We start from the raw sequence: 17448 nt of genomic DNA on the forward strand, positions 1-17448 counted from the left end.
TCATTTTCCGCAAACGGCTCAGTTCGGATCCATGCGGCTGATCTTGGATCCCTGCAGACCCATCCCGGCCATCAGTCCCTGCTCGCCGAACGGCACCGCGTACACGTCCTGCGTCAGGGTGGTGGTGTTGATGCTGGCGGCATAGCCCTGGTCCACCACGACCAGGCTAGGGCCTGCCCCCAGCGCCCAGCCATCGCTCTGGTTCAGATACGCCAACGCCGGCTCGTTCATGAAGAACAGCGCGTACGAAAACTGCTGCGCGCCGGCCTGGAATCCGAAAGACAGCGCCGAGATCGAATAAAAGCCATCGACCTGTCCCCGGCGGATCAACGCTCCCGAACCGCGCTCGCCGCCCACCAGGAAGCCGCCCTTGATAATGTTCGGAAACACCAGCACGGCGACGGCCTTCTTGCCTAGTTCGCGCATGCGCGGATCCTGGGAGTAAAGCTGCTCCAGCGCCGCCATCGCATCGGCGCTGATCTCCTCCGCCGACGCGGCCCGCGCGGGCGGGGAGAAGCTGATCAGGGCGGAGAAAGTCAAAAGGCTGGCGCAGAGCCAGCCAAGAAGTTTCACAGGCAACACGGACGCGCGGTTCATACGGCCTCCCCGGTTAAGAAGGGCGAGCGCCGATTGCGCTCGCCCGACCTGCCGGCTCAGTATTCGCAGCCGCCCCGCACGTGTCAATGATCCGTCTTTACCCGTGCGGGCGCGTCCCTCACACCTTGGGCGGGGTGGTCTCCCGCTCCGGATGGCGATGTTTGCCCAGTGCCGCGACGAACGCCTGCGGATCCTCCCCGCCCAGCAGCAAACCGCCGTCGTTCGGATCCGGATCGATGCCCGCGGCGGCGTACACCTGCACGCCATCGCCGAGGCCCATCAGCGTCTTCCCGTGCCGATAGGCGTCGCGCAGGAACTCCAGCGCCCTTCCGTCGGCAGCCAGGAGCGCCGCGGCGTCCGCACCGCCCGCCACCACCGCTCCGTCGAACACGCCGGACGGATGGTTGTCCAGCGACGCATCCGCATCGAGCGCGCCACCCTCGGCGGTCTGGACGGGACCGATGCGCTGGCCCACCAACCGCACAACGGCGCCCGCCTGAATCAGCGCGTCAGCGACGGCGGACACCGTCTGGCCGTCGACGCCTTCGGCCGCCAGGATGGCGACCTTGCGCGTGGCCACGCTGCCGTCGCCCGGCCGGGCGGTCAGGGACAGTGACGGCGACACCTGCACCTCGGGCTTGGGCGGGTTTTTCGTGGCGCGCGGCAGCGGGTCCGGCAGCGCCATCCCAATCTGATCGGCCACCCCTTGCGCCAGCTCGTCCGACACGTTGCGCAGGGATGCGACCATGCGCTGGCGGATCTGCGGCACCGTCACCTTGCTGAGTTCGAAGGCGAAGGCGTCGACGATGTGCTTGCGCTCCCAGGCAGTCTGGCTGTCGTAGAACAGCGTGGCCTGGTTGTAGTGCTCGGCAAACTTCTCGGGATGCCCACGCAGTTCGTCGCTTGTCACCGGCTCCGGGAACGACACGAAGCCGTCCATGCCCGCCTGGAACGGACAGCCGCCGGCCAGCGAATTGGGCTCATAGGCCACCCGGCCGCGATGCATGGCCTGGCGGTGCATGCCGTCGCGCTGGTTGTTGTGCACCGGCGCCAGCGGCGCGTTGATGGGAATCTCATGGAAATTCGGGCCACCCAGACGCGAGATCTGCGTATCGACGTAGGAATGGATGCGGCCAGCCAGCAGAGGGTCATTCGTGAAATCCACGCCGGGCACCACGTGCGCGGCGCAGAACGCCACCTGCTCGGTCTCGGCAAAGAAGTTGTCGGGATTGCGGTCCAGCACCATGCGGCCAATCGGCACGACCGGCACCAGTTCCTCGGGCACGATCTTGGTGGCGTCCAGCACGTCGAAACTGAAGCCATCGGCCTGATCCTCGGTGAAGACCTGCACGCCCAGTTCCCATTCGGGGCCATGGCCCGCGTCGATCGCTTCCCAGAGGTCGCGGCGGTGATAGTCCGGATCGGCGCCCGAGACCTTGACCGCCTCGTTCCACACCTGCGAATGCGTGCCCAGGATCGGATTCCAGTGGAACTTCACCAGGCGCGATTCGCCCTGCGCGTTGACGAAGCGGAACGTATGCACGCCAAAGCCCTGCATCATCCGGTAGCTGCGCGGAATTGCGCGGTCCGACATCGCCCACATCAGCATGTGCGTGGATTCCGGCATGAGCGACACGAAGTCCCAGAAGGTGTCATGCGCGGAGGCCGCCTGCGGCATGCCGTGGTGCGGTTCGGGCTTGACCGCGTGGACCAGGTCCGGGAACTTCATCGCATCCTGGATGAAGAACACCGGCATGTTGTTGCCGACCAGATCCCAGTTGCCCTCGTCCGTATAAAACTTCACGGCAAAGCCGCGCACGTCGCGCGCCGTGTCCTTGGACCCGCGCTCGCCGGCCACGGTCGAAAACCGCACGAAGACCGGCGTGCGCTTGCCGGCTTCGGCGAACAGCGATGCGGCGGTCAGGTCGGTCAGCGGCTTGTAGCACTCGAAATACCCGTGGGCCGCCGAGCCGCGCGCGTGCACGATGCGCTCGGGGATGCGCTCGTGGTCGAAGTGCGTGATCTTCTCGCGAAGGATGAAGTCCTTCAGCAGCGCGGGACCGCGCAGCCCTGCCTTCAGCGAGTGCTGGTTGTCGCTGACGCGCACGCCCTGGTTGGTGGTCAGCGCCTGGCCGCCGCCGTCCGCGCGCACGCGGGGCAATGTGCCGTCGTTCTGGTTCACGCCGGGCGTGGCGGCGTCGCCCGTCTTGTCCGAGACTTCCTTCTCGGACAGCGAACTCGCGCCGACGGCGGGATCCACCGTGCCCACATGCGCGCCCGCATAGGGACAGCGCGCGGCCTGCTCGCCGTATTCCGCCTCCTTGTTGGCGTTGTGAGGAATGGCCCCCGTCGTGGCGCCTACCGCCGCCGCGCGCTGAAGCGCGGGATGCTTAGGCTTGCCGGCCGGCCCGCTGGCCGGACCGCTGTCGGTATTCATGTAGGCGGTATCGAGCGCGCCGCCCGAGCCGGCCTTTGCTGGCTTCTTGCTTGCCATGGTTCTTTCTCCTTAATGCGTCAGCATCGTGTCGCGTGCCTGCTCGGCGCGGGAGGCGCCGATGGCGGTTTCCACTTTCTTTACTTCTTCGGGCGGCGGCAGCACGGCCGGGAAGCCCAGCGACTCGATCCACAGTTCCCGCGACCAGCCCTGCGTGTGATAAAGGTGATGATCCTCATCGGTTGCCACGGCGTCGTAGGCCTGCTTCAGAATCTTCGCTTCGTCGCCCGATTGCTGATCGGCAATCAGCCCGATCAGCGACCAGTTGGCGTGGTCCTTGGTTTCGGCCAGCACCACGCATTCGGTCGCCACCAGCTGGGCCGCCGCGGGGTCGCCGGCGTTGATGGCCATCTTCATTGCCCGCACCAGCGATTCGCCAAGGTGACGCACCACGTCACGGCCCGGCGACTTGGCCTGCGGGTCCAGCTTCAACTGTTCGAACACCGTCAGCAGCACACGGCGATGGGTGCGCGTTTCTTCCAGATAGCCCAGCCATTCCTTCTTCAGGTCTTCGTTGATGGCACAGCTGACCGCGGTCTCGTAAATGGCAAGGCCGCCGATCTCGGTCTCCAGCGCCTGGTACAGCAGCTCCTTGATCTGGCGGGCGTTTCCGGCTTTGCGTTTCATGGTTGGGCTCCTTGTCGTAGGTCATCAACGATGCGCACGGCGGGCGATCGCTTCCGATGGAGGCGCGTTTACAGCAATTCGCGTTCCTGAAGCCCGGACTGCCGATGCGGGCCCGCCGCGCGCCACGGTAGCCACGGGGCGCCCAAGACGCCGTGCAGAAAATACAAAGCCCTCGCGCGCCGGACGCCGCGCCGATTCCCGTAGAATCGGGGGCATTACCCACAACAGCGCAAAGGCGCCGCGCCATCCGGCAGGCACAGCGACCCCGCGCAAGAAGCGCAGCCGCATGACCATGAACGACCTCTGCGCCATCGCGATGGCCTTGCTGCTGACTTACGCCGGCATGGCCTGCCTGGCCCTCGCCACCCCCCGCCACTACCACCAGGTCTGGACGCGCGATCCCCACGCCGGCCACACGCGCGTCCTGCGCGGCGCCGGCGTTCTGCTGATGGGCCTGGCGATCCTCCCCTGCGTCGGCCTGTGGGGCGACGTGCTGGGCATGGTGGTGTGGCTGGGCTGGCTGTCCGCGGGCGCGCTGCTGTGGTTCGGCCTGCTGTCCTGGACCCCGCGGCCGGCCGCCGGGACGGCGGCGGTGGCCGTCGCGATTTCCCTGCTGGGCGTCGGCATCGGCTTCTGATCTGGCCGGGCCGGCGGCGAGCGCTGCGTGCGACGCCGGCGGCAAGCGCCGGGTGCGACCGATCGCCGCATTGCGCAATTTCACGCCGCTTTTCGGCCATTTGATGCGGGTCAACCGGCATCCACATCCGGCCATATCGACGCGGTTCCAGCACCATATGTGGTGATAGAGTCTTCGCACTCCACTACATATGGTGCCAACAATGGAAATCCAACACATCCTCAAGCGCGACGGCCGCGTCGTTGCATTCGATAGCGAGAAGATCGCGCAAGCCATGGCGGCGGCGGGCCAGAGCACCGGGGAGTTGGACCTGCAAGCCGCGCGCGCACTGACCGGCACCGTCATCGCCAAGCTGGACGGCAACGTCTGCCCCGGCGTCGAAACCATCCAGAACCGCGTCGAAGATGTGCTGGTCCAGGCAGGCCACTGGCGCACGGCGCGCGCCTACATCGTCCACCGCGAGCAGCACGCCCGCCTGCGTTCGCTGCGCCACACGCTGGTCGACGTCGAAAGCGCCATGGAAGAGTATCTGGAACAGCGCGACTGGCGCGTCAACGCCAACGCCAACCAGGGCTACAGCCTGGGCGGCCTCATCCTGAACGTCGCCGGCAAGGTCACCGCCAACTACTGGCTGTCCAACGTCTTCACGCCGGAAGCCGGCCACGCCCACCGCGAGGGCGACATCCACATCCACGACCTGGACATGCTCAGCGGTTACTGCGCCGGCTGGTCGTTGCGCCAGCTGCTGACCGAAGGCTTCAACGGCATTCCCGGCAAGGTCGAATCCACGCCCCCGAAGCACATGTCGGCCGCCATCGGCCAGATCGTCAACTTCCTGGGCACGCTGCAGAACGAATGGGCCGGCGCGCAGGCGTTCAGCTCGTTCGACACGTACATGGCGCCCTTCATCCGCCGCGACGCGATGACCTACTCGGACGTCAAGCAATCCATCCAGGAACTCATCTTCAACCTGAACGTGCCCAGCCGCTGGGGCACACAGACGCCCTTCACCAACCTCACGTTCGACTGGACCTGCCCGGCCGACCTGAAGGACCAGATCCCGTACGTGGGCGGCGAGGAAATGCCGTTTTCCTATGGCGACCTGCAGGCCGAGATGGACATGATCAACCGCGCGTACATCGAGGTCATGATGGCTGGCGACGCGAAGGGCCGCGTGTTCACGTTCCCCATCCCCACGTACAACATCACGCCCGATTTCGACTGGGACCATCCCAACACCGAGCGCCTCTTTGAAATGACGGCGCGCTATGGGTTGCCGTACTTCCAGAACTTCCTGAACTCCGACCTGGAGCCGCACATGGTTCGCTCCATGTGCTGCCGCCTGCAGCTCGACCTGCGCGAACTCCTGAAGCGCGGCAATGGACTCTTCGGTTCGGCCGAGCAGACCGGATCGGTCGGCGTGGTGACCGTGAACTGCGCCCGGCTGGGCCATACCTGCCGCGGCGACGAAGCGCGCCTGATGGAGCGCCTGGACCACCTGCTGGCGCTGGGCCGCGACGTGCTGGAAACCAAGCGCAAGGTCGTGCAGCGCTACATCGACCAGGGCCTCTACCCCTACACCCGCCGTTACCTGGGCACGCTGCGCAATCACTTCAGCACGCTGGGCGTGAACGGCATCAACGAGATGATCCGCAACTTCACGGACGACGCCGAAGACGTCACCACGCCCGCCGGCCACGCCTTTGCCGTACGCCTGCTGGATCGCGTGCGCCAGCGCATGACCGAATTCCAGGAAGAAACCGGCCACCTCTACAACCTGGAGGCCACGCCGGCCGAAGGCACGACCTACCGCTTCGCACGCGAAGACCGCAAGCGCTATCCCGGCATCCTGCAGGCGGGCACGGACGCCCAGCCGTACTACACCAACTCCAGCCAGTTGCCGGTGGGCTACACGGACGATCCTTTCCACGCGCTGCAACTGCAGGAAACGCTGCAAAGCAAGTACACGGGCGGCACGGTGCTGCATCTGTACATGAACGAGGCCGTCTCCACCGCCGAGGCCTGCAAGCAGCTCGTGCGCCGCGCGCTCACCAATTTCCGCCTGCCGTACATCACGGTCACGCCGACGTTCTCCATCTGCCCGAATCACGGCTACCTGGCCGGGCACCACGAGTTCTGCCCCAAGTGCGACGCGGAACTGCTTGCCAAGCAATCGGCTTGCTGCACCCCGGCGTAGCGCTGCCGGGATCCGGGGCGGTGCGCATCCTTCCGGCGCGCGCCGCTCTTCAACCGCCGGACAAGCGTCCGGCTTCTCTTTCCGAGGAAAACCTATGCAAACCTTGATCTCTCCCGTCGCCACGTCCGCTCCCGCTGTCCAACTAGACGACAGCCAGCGCGTGCGTTGCGAAGTCTGGACCCGGGTGATGGGCTACCACCGCCCGGTTTCTTCCTTCAACACCGGCAAACAGGGCGAATTCAATGAGCGCCGCTTCTTCGTCGAACGCAGTGCCTGAAGGCGGATCGCCTCAGGGCAACTCGCAGGCCGGCGGCGCCGGCCGGCCCGCCGCCCAGGCCATTCGCCTGCTGGCGGATCGACCGGCCTATGCCGCGCCGCCGCAGCCTGTCATCCAGCCCCTGCCCCGGCACTCGCCCGCCGTGGGCGGGCTGGTGCCCTTTTCCACCGTCGACTGGCCCGGCCAACTGGCGGCGGTCGTCTTCATTTCGGGCTGCCCATGGCGCTGCCACTATTGCCACAACACCGAACTGCAGACGCGCGCCGCCCGCTATGACTGGCGCGAGGTCCGCGCATTCCTCGAAACCCGCAAAGGCCTCCTGGATGCCGTCGTGTTTTCCGGCGGCGAGCCGCTGAGCGAACCGCGCCTGCCCGCGATGATCCGCGACGTCAAACGCATGGGCTATCGCGTGGGCCTGCACACCGCAGGCATCTACCCGCTACGGCTGGCCGACGTGCTGCGTCATCTGGATTGGGTCGGCATGGACATCAAGGCGGACGCCAAGGGGTACGACGATATCACCGGCCGGCGCGATTCCCAGCGTCCGGCGCTGGCGTGCCTGACGCAGTTGCTGTCCGCCGGACTGGAATTCGAGTGCCGCATCACCTGGCATCCCGACTGGCTGGACGAATCGCGGCTGCTGGCGCTGGCGCGGGAACTGGCCCGCCGCGGCGTGCGCAGCTTTGCGGTGCAGGCCGCGCGCGCCGCCCCCGGCGCACCGGTCGCGCGGGCGCTCAGCAACCAGGCGCAGGGCGAACTGCGGCAGGCCTTCCAGGAATTCGCCTATCGCTGATCCAGATGCGCGGCCAGGGTGGCGTGGAAGCGCGGCGATACCACGGCGCCCACATTGCAGCGGGACCACGGCGACACCGCAGTGGGATCCACGCTGAACACGCGACCCGGCGCCATGATGACCTTCTCGGGCATCAGCGCCGCGGCCAGCGTCAGCGAATCCGCCACGCCGGGAAACGCAGACCACAGATACAACGAACTGGTCGGCCGCGTGAACACCTGCGCGCCCAGCGAATCCAGCACCTGCAACGCCTGGCCGGTCGCGGCTTCCAGCCGCTGCCGAAGCCGCACCAGATGCCGCTCGTAATGACCCTCGCGCAGCATCACGTCCACCATGCGCTCGCAATATTCAGAGCTGCTGACGTGCACCAGCGCCTTCAGATCGGCCAGGTCACTTGCCAATGCGGCGTTGCAGGCAATGAAACCCACGCGCAACGCCGCCGAGAAAGACTTCGAGAAGCTGCCGATGTAGATGGTGCGCTCAAGCTGATCCAGCGCCGACAGCCTGACCGACGACGTGGGCTTGAAGTCCGCCAGCGGGTCGTTCTCGACCACCATCAGGTTGTAGCGCTCCGACAGTTGCAGGATCTTGTAGGCCTTGGCCGGCGACATGTCCGAGCCGGTGGGATTGTGTGCGATCGACTGCGTGAAAAAGAGCCGCGGCTTTTCGCGCTGCAGCAACGATTCCAATGCCACGACGTCCGGTCCGTCGGGCAGGCGCGGCACGCCCAGCATCCGCACCCCGGCCAGCTTCAGCTTGCCAAATAGCGGGTAGTAGCCGGGATTGTCCACCAGCACCGTCGACCCCGGCGGCAGGAAGTAGCGGATCACCAGGTCCATCGCCTCGTTGGCGCCATGCGTCAGCACCAGCTGCGACGGCGCGGTGTTGATGCCCACGTCGCCCAGCTTGCGGACCAGGCTTTCGCGCAGCGGCGCATAGCCGAAACGGCTGCCGTAGCGGAACAGCGCGCCCAGTCCCGTGCGCACCACCTTCTGGTGGTAGCGGTCCATGCGCATGTCGGCCAGCCACTCCACTGGCGGAAAGCCGTCGCCCACGGCGACCGCGTCGGGCTGGGTCTTGAGCTGTTCGCGCATCAGCCACACGATGTCCATCGCCCGGCTCAACTGCCCGGGCTCTTCATCGGTGGCCGGGCGCGCGTGATCGACGTCCAGCACGTAAAAGCCCGAGCCGCGCCGCGGTTCGACCAGCCCGCGCGCCACCAGCATTTCAAACGCCACCACCACGGTGTTCTTGGCATAGCGGTGCAATTGCGCCAGCTCGCGCAAGGACGGCAGCTTGTCGCCCGCGTGGTAGACGCCGTCGGCGATCTGCTGGCCGATCAGGTTGGCCAGGCTCTCGGCAATGGGCGCCGCGCGCTGCGGCCTGCCCGGCGGATTGGCGTCTTCCACGTTGCGATCCCCGTCTTGTCGTGGACAAAATTGGTGCAGTGCGATGGTACTGTTTGCCCAAACTGTACCTCTGAATAGCGGTACAGTTTACCTAGAATCTGGCCACTCGATTCTTATACGGAGACACGCCATCGTGGCCGATTCACGCCTGCCCAACTTCCGGGCCCTCACCCCCGCCCAACGCCTGGCCTTCATTGCCGACGCCGCTTCGCTCACCGCCGAAGAGCGCCAGTTGCTGGCCGAGCCCGGCGCGCTCAGCCTGGCCCGCGCCGACGGCATGATCGAAAACGTCCTGGGGACGTTCGAGCTGCCGCTGGGTGTTGCCGGCAACTTCCAGGTCAACGGCCGCGACGTGCTCGTGCCGATGGCCGTGGAAGAACCGTCCGTGGTCGCCGCCGCCTCGTTCATGGCCAAGCTGGCGCGCGAAGGCGGCGGCTTCGAGACCTCCAGCACCCGTCCCCTCATGCGCGCGCAGGTCCAGGTCCTGGGCCTGACCGACCCGCATGGCGCGCGCCTTGCCCTGCTGCGCGAGCGCGACCGCATCCTGACGCTGGCCAACAGCCGCGACAAGGTGCTGATCGAACTGGGCGGCGGCTGCCAGGACATCGAGGTCCACGTGTTCCCGGATACGCCGCGCGGTCCGATGATCGTGATGCACCTGATCGTCGACGTGCGCGACGCCATGGGCGCCAACACCGTCAACACGATGGCCGAAGCCGTGGCCCCGCTTGTCGAGGAGATCGTCGGCGGCTCGGTCCGCCTGCGCATCCTGTCCAACCTGGCCGACCTGCGGCTGGCCCGCGCCCGCGTGCGTCTGACGCCGCAGACGCTGGACACCAAGGAGCGCAGCGGCGCCGAGATCATCGAAGGCGTGCTGGACGCGTACACGTTCGCCGCCATCGATCCGTACCGCGCTGCGACGCACAACAAGGGCATCATGAACGGCATCGACCCGGTCATCGTCGCCACCGGCAATGATTGGCGCGCGGTCGAGGCCGGCGCGCACGCCTACGCCGCGCGTTCCGGCCGCTATACGTCGCTGACCCACTGGGAAAAGGACACGTCGGGCGCGCTGGTCGGCAGCATCGAGATGCCCATGCCCGTGGGCCTGGTCGGCGGCGCCACCAAGACGCACCCGCTGGCGCGGCTGGCCCTGAAGATCATGGACGTGCGCTCGGCGCAGGAACTCGGCGAAGTCGCCGTGGCCGTCGGCTTGGCGCAGAATCTGGGCGCGCTGCGGGCGTTGGCCACCGAAGGCATCCAGCGCGGCCACATGGCGCTGCACGCCCGCAACATCGCGCTGGTGGCCGGCGCCGCGGGCGCGGAGATCGACGAGGTCGCCAAGCGCATGGCCGCCGAGAAGGACGTCCGCACCGACCGCGCGCTGGCCTTGCTGGAGGAACTGCGCGCGTCCCGATAACCCGCACGGCGAGTACCCGAGGCGGCGCCGGTGACCCCGCGCGCCGTCCGATAAACACAGGAGAGAGACATGAAACAAAGCTCACAGGCGCCGTCCACGCGCCTGGCTGAAGTCTGGAGCGACACCGTGGATCTCAGGCATCTGGCCTGGGCCATCGGCATTGGCATCTCGGTCAGCGTGGCCGGCTTCTTTGCCGCCAGCCGCTGGCTGCGCGGCGTGGTCGCCTCGCCCGAACTTGCGCACGCCTACGCCATGCTGGCGGGGCTGGCCGGCTGCGTACTGGCCGGCGTGATCTGCGCCCGGCTGTTTCCGCCCAAACGCGAGGTCGTCGAGCACAGCGCCACGCACGATCCGGCCTGGCGCGCCGAGGTGCTGGCCGAGCTGGCGGAGCAGCCCGGCGGCCTGGGCACGCTGGCGGATCTGCCCGACGCGGTCGTACGCGAGCTGAAGGAACTGGACCTGTACGACCTGTTCGCGCAGCCCGCGGCGCCCGCCGCCGCCTCTCCCGCTGCCGCCGAACCCCGGCGCGGCGCCGCCAAGGAGGCGCTGGCATGAGCCCCGAACTGCTTGAACAAATCATGGTGGCCGCGGGCATGGGCCTGCTGGGCGCGGTCGTGTTTGCCGCCATCGGCCTGGTGTCCGGCACCGACGAAACCACGACGCTCGCGCCGCTGACGTTGCTCGTCGTGCTGCTGGGCGTGCCGCCCGCCGGCGTCTTCACGTTCTTTCTGGCGGGCGCGGTGGCCAAACACATGACGCACGCCGTGCCGACGGCGCTGCTGGGCATCCCGGGCGACACGCTGGCCACACCGCTGCTGCAGGACGCGAACATGCTGCGCAAGCTGGGCGTGCCGCACATTGCGCTGCGCAAGATGGTGTCCGGCGCCATCGTCGCAGCCTTTGTGGCGGTGCCGCTGGCGGTGCTGTTCGCCGTGCTGCTGGCCCCGTTCGGCGCCGCCATCACCAAGTCGGCCCCGTGGATCTTCCTGGCGGCCGCATTGCTGATCGCGTATTTTTCCGCGGGACGCTGGGCGGCCGTGGCGCTGCTGGTGCCGTTCGTCATGGTCATCATTGCGCTGCAAAGCCTGACGGCCAAGTACGGCGTCAAGCTCAGCATCAGCTACTTCCTGGGCATTGCCATCGGACCGCTGATCGCCGACCTGTTCACCGTGCTGTCGCCCCAAGGCCGCGGCAAGATGATGCGCGACAAGGTCCGCACGTTCTCGCTGGCGCCTGACGTGAAGGGCTGGTCGGGCTACTTTCCGAACCCGCTCAAGGTCATGGACCGGGTGCAGACGCGCTGGACGCTTGCCACCGCCGCCGTGTCCAGCGCCACCTTCGTGTTCAGCCCGGTCGCCATGACCGTCGTGCTGGGCGAACTGGTGGGCTCGCGCGTCAAGCACGCTTATCACCGGCTGACGACGGTGCTCAGCGCGCGCAACGGCGTGACCGAGGCCACCTACATCGCCGAGGCGCTGATTCCGCTGATCGCCTTCGGCCTGCCCCTGAGCCCGGTGGCGGCGGGACCGGCGGCGCCGCTCTTCAACGCCCCGCCCCGCTTCACGGTGGATTCGGCAACGGGCCAGACGCACAACCTGCACAACCTGCTGAACCACTGGGAATTCCTGGGTTACGGCATGCTGGCCGTGTTGCTGGCGGCCGTGGTGTCCTACCCCTTCGCCATGAACTTCGCGCGCCGCGCCGCGCTGTTCGTGTCGCGCCGGGTCAGTCACGAAGCCATCATTGCCACGTTTGTCGGCCTGATCATCGTGATCAGCGTCTGGGAAGGCCAATTCCTGGGCCTGCTCGTCATCCTGACCATGGGCCTCATCGGCGGCCTGCTGTCGCGCCTGTTCGGCTTCAATACCGGCGTGCAGTTCATGGGCTACTACACCGCCGTGCTGTCCGTGCCGGCGATCATCAAGCTGCTGGGATAAAAGCGTGACGGATGGGCGGGGGGGACTGTCTGACCCCCACCCATTGCCGCGCCACTTGATCCTTCGCAAGGCGGCGCTCCCCACGTTGCTCTAGCCTCTGCTCTCTTGACCAGAGGAAAGACTCATATCATGACGTGGTTCAAATCACTCACCCTCGCCGGACGCGAGTTGCTGCCCATCGTGCAGGGCGGCATGGGCGTAGGGGTATCCGCCCATCGCCTGGCCGGCGCGGTTGCCAGCCAGAACGCCGTGGGCACCATTGCCAGCGTCGATTTGCGCCATCATCACGCCGATCTCGTGGAAAGAACTGAAAAATGCAATGACCGCGACACGATCGACACCGCCAACCGTGAGGCCCTGCATCGCGAAGTCCGCGCCGCGCTGGATACCGCGCAAGGCCGCGGCCTGGTGGCGGTAAACGTCATGAAAGCCGTGCGCGACCACCCCGCGCTGGTGCGCCAGGCCTGCGAAAGCGGCGCCGAAGCGATCGTCATGGGTGCCGGCCTGCCGCTCGACCTGCCCGAAATGACGGCCGACTTCCCCAAAGTGGCGCTGGTGCCCATTCTTTCCGAGGCCCGCGGCGTCGCCGCCGTGCTGAAGAAATGGATGAAAAAAGGACGACTGGCCGACGCCGTCGTCATCGAACACCCCGGTTACGCGGGCGGCCACCTGGGCGCGGCACGGCTCGACGACCTGCACAGCGAACGTTTCGATTTCAAGAAGGTGCTGGCCGATTGCCACGCCCTTTTCACTGAACTGCAACTGGGTCGCGATGCGCCCCGCCTGATCGTCGCTGGCGGTGTCGGCAGCCACGAACAGGTCCGCCATTGGCTCGGCAACGGCGCCGACGGCGTGCAGGTCGGCACCGCATTCGCCGTCACCCACGAAGGCGACGCCCACGAAAACTTCAAGCGCGTCCTCATCGACGCCGACCCCGCCGAACTGGCGGAATTCACCAGCGTGGCCGGTCTGCCGGCACGTGCGGTCGCCACCCCGTGGCTGACACGCTACCTGCGCCAGGAAGGCACGCTACAAGCCAACACGCGCGCCGATCCGCGCCGCTGCAGCCAACGCATGGACTGCCTCACGCAATGCGGGCTGCGCGACGGCATCGCCAAGTTCGGCCAGTTCTGCATCGACCTGAAGCTGGCGGCCGCCATGCGCGGCGAAGTCAGCCGCGGTCTTTTCTTCCGCGGCGCCTCCAAACTGCCGTTCGGCAATGCCATGCGTTCCGTGCGCGAACTGATGGACTATCTGCTGCACGGCGAGATGCCCGCCACGGCATAAGCCAGACGTACCCTCATATGATCTCCGGCAGGCGCCGCAGATCATCGATCACTTCAAAGGCGCCCTCGTCCAGCAAACGCTGCCGCTGTTGCGGTCCGTTGTGCGAGGCGCCCACGAATCCCACCGCCCGCATGCGCGCCGCGCGGGCAGCGCGCACACCCGGCACGCTGTCCTCGACCACGACGCAATCCAGCACCGCAGCCCGCATCTGCCGCGCCGCGTACAGAAAAACGTCCGGCGCCGGCTTGCCCTTGGCCACCTGCGCCGTGCTGAACACATGGGGCGCAAACGTTTCCCACAGACCCACCATCTTGAGCGCGGCCTCCAGTTTGGCCGGCATGCTGCTGGATGCGACGCACAGGTCCAACCCGCGTTCCTTCAATACCTTCAACGTCTCGTGTACGTGCGGCAAGGGGCGCAGTTCGGTGCGGAACGTGCGTTCCAGCCGGTCGGCATACTGGCGCGCGAAGCTATCTGGCAACGAGCAGGCGTGCTCGGCCTGCAGCGTGCGCCACATGTCCGCATCCGGAATGCCGGCAAAGCGCAACGCGGCCTCTTCGGGCGTGATGGCGATGCCATGTTCGGCCAGGGCGCTGGACTGGGCGCGCGCGGCGATGATTTCGCTGTCGATCAGGACGCCATCGCAATCAAAGATGACCAGGCGCGGGGCGGACGTATGCATGTAACCTCCAACGTGTTCGGCCGCTCCATGATAGGCCAGCGCGCTTACCCTACCGCTGCCTCCACCCGCCGCAGCCGCCAGGCGACGAGTACGCCCGCCAGTCCCGCCGCCGCCACGATGAACGACGCGGAGGTCCAGCCAAAGCGGTCGATGGCGCCGCCCACCGCCACCGGCCCGATGACCTGCCCCAGATTGCTGCCCTGCATCACCAACCCAACCGACGCCGCGGTCAGCGCCGGACGCGGCGCCACCAGCGGTGCGGTGCCAAGCAGCGTGGCCGGGATCAACCCGCCTACGGCCGAGAACAGCACGCAGAGCAGAAAGGTGGTCATCGCGGGCAGCGCCGAACCGAAGATCAGCAGCGACACGGCCGCCATCACCGCGCTGGCGCAGGCGATCAGGGTGGACCGCCGCCACCCGCGCGCAAGCAGCACGCCCGCGCCCAGATTGCCCACCACGTTGGCGGCGCTGGCGATGGCGCTGTACAACCCGGCCGCCGCCAGCGTCAGCCCCAGTTGCTCCATGAGCAGCACCGGCAGGAACGTGAACAGCGCGAAGAACATCAGACTGTAGAGGGTGAACGACAGCGCCAGCAGCATCGGTCCGGCGGCGCCCATGGTGTCGACGGTGTCCTGGCGCAGCCCTTGCCACGACAGGCCAGCGCCGCGGGGCGTGGGCGGCGCAAGCACGACGATGCTGGCCAGCGCCACGCCCGCGGCGACGCCCGCGCACCACCAATAGGCGTGCCAGTCGTCGAACGCCTGTGAGGCGAGCATCGCGATTGCCATACCGGCCGGCATGTAGCAGCTCCAGAGCGCAAAGGCGAAATCGCGCCTGCCGCCCGTCACGATGCGCTGCAGCGCGGCGGGTCCGGCCACCGTAATCATCAGGAAGCCCAGTCCCTCGATCACCCGCGAGCCGAGCAGCACGCCATAACCGGGCGCCAGCGCGCCCACCGCCGTGCCCACCGCCGTCGCCGCCAGGCCCAGGATCAGCATGCGCCGGGCGCCAAAGCGCGCGATCACCCCGCCCGCCGCGATGCCGCCCACCATGCCCAATATCGAAAACACCGCCGTCAGCGTCCCGATGGAGGCGAGGTCCAGGCCCATGTCCTTGCGCAGCAACGGCGCGGCGATGATGACCTTGCCCACTTGCAGCGCCGCCACGACGCCCGCGCCCACGATGGCCAGCACCGCACCCCAATGCTGGTGCCCGACTGCGCCTTCCGCCCCTTCAACCTTGTCCATCCCGCCCTCGCTTTCGCCACGATTCCGGCATCATGCCGTGCAAAACCGATCCTGCGAAGTGATAACCTTTTGACGCTCTTGATCGAACCAATAGATCACTCGCCCCATGATTGATGCGCTCACCCTCGACCAACTGCGCGTATTCGCCGCCGTCGCGGATACCGGCAGCTTCCGCGCGGCCGCCCGTCGCTTGTCGCGCGTGCAGTCCGCCGTCAGCCACGCCATTGCCAACATGGAGGCGCAACTGGGCGTGCCGGTGTTCGACCGCACCGGCCATCGTCCCGTCATGACGCCGCAGGGCCAGGCGCTGCTTGCCAATGCCCGCGACATCCTGCAGCGGGTCGACGCCTTGCGCGCGCGGGCGCAGGGCCTGGGCGAAGGCGTGGAGCTGGAACTTTCGCTGGTGGTGGATACGCTTTTCCCGATCGAACGGGCCGGCGCGGCGCTGAACCACATGCGCGCGGCGTACCCCTCGGTGGCGATGCGGGTGTCGGTGCTGCCGCTGGGCGGGCCGGTCGAGGCGCTGCTGGCCGGCACGCACACGCTGGGCATTCTTGCGGGCGAGCATTTCAGGCATCCGCGCATTGCGGTGCAGGCGCTTGGCGCCATCCAGATGGTGGCCGTCGTCGGCGCTTCGCATCCCCTGGCGCAGACCGCGCGCGCCGGCCGGGCGCTTGATGCGCCGGACCTTGCGGATCACCTTCAGATCGTGCAATCCGATCCCTCGCCGCTGTCGGAGGGCCGTGACTTTGCCGTGCTGTCGCCGCAGACCTGCCGCGTCAGCGGCCAGGACACCAAACATGCGCTGATCCTGTCCGGGCTGGGCTGGGGCCGGCTGCCGCTGTGGCAGGTGGAGCGCGATCTGGCCGAAGGCCGCCTGCTGCGCGTCCCCACCGCCAGCCTGGGCCGCGATAGCCAGATCACCACCGAAACCTATCTTGCGCACCGCATCGACCGGCCTCTGGGGCCGGCTGCGCGCGCCCTGGCCGCGGCGCTGCACGCCGGCGTTCAACCCGGGGACTTGGGCGGCTGCGCGTAGCTCACCCCCATGCCCGCGCGCACGTCGTTCTGGATGCCGTAGGGCGCGATGGGATAGCGCAGGCCATTGGCTGCCAGCGCCTTCATGCCGTCGATGGCAATCGGCAGATAGCGGGGCGGCAGCGCCATGAGCATTTCTTCGTCGGGCACGCCGCCATAGCGGCGCTCGGCAAAACAGGGCAAGGACAGGCTGGGCTCGCCCGTGGCAAGCGCCCTGCCCCAGGAATCCGCACAGGCCGTTTCCCCCACGACGCTCCAGTCAAAGCGCCGGTAATTCTTCCATTGCAGGCCATTGATCAGGATGATCATCTGACCCGGCGTGGCGTACACGAGGCAGATGTCCGGCGGATCCAGGCGCCCGGATGCCAGCGGCGACACCACCATGGCGCGGTACTTGCCCGCCGGCACACAGGTCAGCGCCTCCTGGCGGGCCTGGGCATCGGCTTCGGTCGCATGCCAGACGCCCACGTATTCCTTGCCGCGCTTCCAGTCTTCGTCCTGCGGCCCCAGGCCGATGACCGCGCGGCATTGCGCGCCGACCAGATCGTCGCCGGTGATGCCGACTGTCCAGCCCAGCCGAGCCGCCATGCCCACGATCTGGTCCGTGGTGTGCGTGGCCTTGGGCCGGCGCAGGCCCTTCACCCCCGCCATGTCGGCTTCGTGCTCGTAGAGCTTCATGCCGATGACGGTGGTCTTCAGCCGCAGCAGCCGGTTCAGTTCGTCGACCAGCGACGCCCAGTCGAGCGCGGTTTCCTGCCTTGTCTCTTCCATGTTTGTCCTTTGGACTGTTGTACGCGGTCTGGCCG

16 protein-coding genes are annotated in these 17448 nt (G+C 67.4%); 9 read left to right on the plus strand and 7 right to left on the minus strand.

What is annotated here, in order from left to right:
* Positions 1–18: 18 nt before the first annotated feature.
* The 3 genes from RT697_RS01535 to RT697_RS01545 all read right to left on the minus strand — a co-directional run bounded on the left by RT697_RS01535 (position 19) and on the right by RT697_RS01545 (position 3718).
* Positions 19–540, minus strand: coding sequence for a lipid-binding SYLF domain-containing protein (locus RT697_RS01535; protein WP_313696681.1), 522 nt, complete (start codon positions 538–540; stop codon positions 19–21).
* A 175-nt stretch (positions 541–715) separates the two neighbouring features.
* Positions 716–3091 (minus strand): catalase, encoded by a 2376-nt coding sequence (locus RT697_RS01540; protein WP_313696682.1) that lies wholly within the window; start codon positions 3089–3091, stop codon positions 716–718.
* 12 nt (positions 3092–3103) lie between these two features.
* On the minus strand, positions 3104–3718 hold the full coding sequence (locus tag RT697_RS01545) for a hypothetical protein (RefSeq protein ID WP_313696683.1): 615 nt from the start codon (positions 3716–3718) through the stop codon (positions 3104–3106).
* Between the two features lie 286 nt (positions 3719–4004).
* On the opposite strand from RT697_RS01545, the gene RT697_RS01550 reads away from it, so the two are divergent.
* The 4 genes from RT697_RS01550 (at position 4005) to RT697_RS01565 (ending at position 7622) form a co-directional block, all read left to right on the plus strand.
* Positions 4005–4355 carry a DUF3325 domain-containing protein gene (locus RT697_RS01550; protein ID WP_313696684.1) on the plus strand — a complete coding sequence of 117 codons (351 nt, stop codon included), beginning with the start codon at positions 4005–4007 and terminating at the stop codon, positions 4353–4355.
* A gap of 202 nt (positions 4356–4557) precedes the next feature.
* Positions 4558–6552, plus strand: coding sequence for a ribonucleoside triphosphate reductase (locus tag RT697_RS01555; protein ID WP_313696685.1), 1995 nt, complete (start codon positions 4558–4560; stop codon positions 6550–6552).
* A gap of 94 nt (positions 6553–6646) precedes the next feature.
* Positions 6647–6829, plus strand: a complete 183-nt coding sequence (nrdD, locus tag RT697_RS01560; RefSeq protein ID WP_313696686.1) for an anaerobic ribonucleoside-triphosphate reductase — start codon at positions 6647–6649, stop codon at positions 6827–6829.
* Positions 6795–7622, plus strand: a complete 828-nt coding sequence (locus tag RT697_RS01565) for an anaerobic ribonucleoside-triphosphate reductase activating protein (RefSeq protein ID WP_313696687.1) — start codon at positions 6795–6797, stop codon at positions 7620–7622. Before nrdD ends, RT697_RS01565 begins: the two co-directional genes overlap by 35 nt.
* On the opposite strand, the gene RT697_RS01570 is transcribed toward RT697_RS01565, so the two are convergent.
* Complete coding sequence (locus RT697_RS01570; protein WP_313696688.1) at positions 7613–9031, minus strand: PLP-dependent aminotransferase family protein; 1419 nt, start codon at positions 9029–9031, stop codon at positions 7613–7615. The genes RT697_RS01565 and RT697_RS01570 overlap by 10 nt on opposite strands.
* Before the next feature lie 130 nt (positions 9032–9161).
* On the opposite strand from RT697_RS01570, the gene RT697_RS01575 reads away from it, so the two are divergent.
* The 4 genes from RT697_RS01575 (at position 9162) to RT697_RS01590 (ending at position 13675) form a co-directional block, all read left to right on the plus strand.
* Positions 9162–10451: a hydroxymethylglutaryl-CoA reductase, degradative gene (locus RT697_RS01575; protein WP_313696726.1), complete on the plus strand. Its 1290-nt coding sequence runs from the start codon at positions 9162–9164 to the stop codon at positions 10449–10451.
* A gap of 69 nt (positions 10452–10520) precedes the next feature.
* Positions 10521–11006 carry a hypothetical protein gene (locus RT697_RS01580; protein WP_313696689.1) on the plus strand — a complete coding sequence of 162 codons (486 nt, stop codon included), beginning with the start codon at positions 10521–10523 and terminating at the stop codon, positions 11004–11006.
* Positions 11003–12388, plus strand: a complete 1386-nt coding sequence (locus RT697_RS01585) for a tripartite tricarboxylate transporter permease (protein WP_175121273.1) — start codon at positions 11003–11005, stop codon at positions 12386–12388. The genes RT697_RS01580 and RT697_RS01585 overlap by 4 nt, the downstream gene beginning before the upstream one ends.
* Before the next feature lie 129 nt (positions 12389–12517).
* Positions 12518–13675, plus strand: a complete 1158-nt coding sequence (locus RT697_RS01590; protein ID WP_313696690.1) for a nitronate monooxygenase family protein — start codon at positions 12518–12520, stop codon at positions 13673–13675.
* Positions 13676–13688: 13 nt separating this feature from the next.
* Here RT697_RS01590 and RT697_RS01595 read toward each other — a convergent pair whose 3' ends face one another.
* A complete protein-coding gene (locus RT697_RS01595) occupies positions 13689–14357 on the minus strand; it encodes an HAD family phosphatase (RefSeq protein ID WP_313696691.1) in 669 nt (222 codons plus the stop codon).
* Positions 14358–14401: 44 nt separating this feature from the next.
* Positions 14402–15604 carry an MFS transporter gene (locus tag RT697_RS01600; RefSeq protein ID WP_313696692.1) on the minus strand — a complete coding sequence of 401 codons (1203 nt, stop codon included), beginning with the start codon at positions 15602–15604 and terminating at the stop codon, positions 14402–14404.
* Between the two features lie 106 nt (positions 15605–15710).
* Here RT697_RS01600 and RT697_RS01605 point away from each other — a divergent pair, with 106 nt between their 5' ends.
* On the plus strand, positions 15711–16643 hold the full coding sequence (locus tag RT697_RS01605) for a LysR family transcriptional regulator (RefSeq protein ID WP_313696693.1): 933 nt from the start codon (positions 15711–15713) through the stop codon (positions 16641–16643).
* Here RT697_RS01605 and RT697_RS01610 read toward each other — a convergent pair.
* Positions 16613–17413 carry a DUF169 domain-containing protein gene (locus RT697_RS01610; RefSeq protein WP_313696694.1) on the minus strand — a complete coding sequence of 267 codons (801 nt, stop codon included), beginning with the start codon at positions 17411–17413 and terminating at the stop codon, positions 16613–16615. The two genes, RT697_RS01605 and RT697_RS01610, sit on opposite strands and share 31 nt — an antisense overlap.
* Between the last annotated feature and the right edge of the window lie 35 nt (positions 17414–17448).

Origin of the sequence: Achromobacter sp., assembly GCF_032113835.1 — a bacterium.
In the GTDB taxonomy this organism is placed as follows: domain Bacteria; phylum Pseudomonadota; class Gammaproteobacteria; order Burkholderiales; family Burkholderiaceae_B; genus Achromobacter.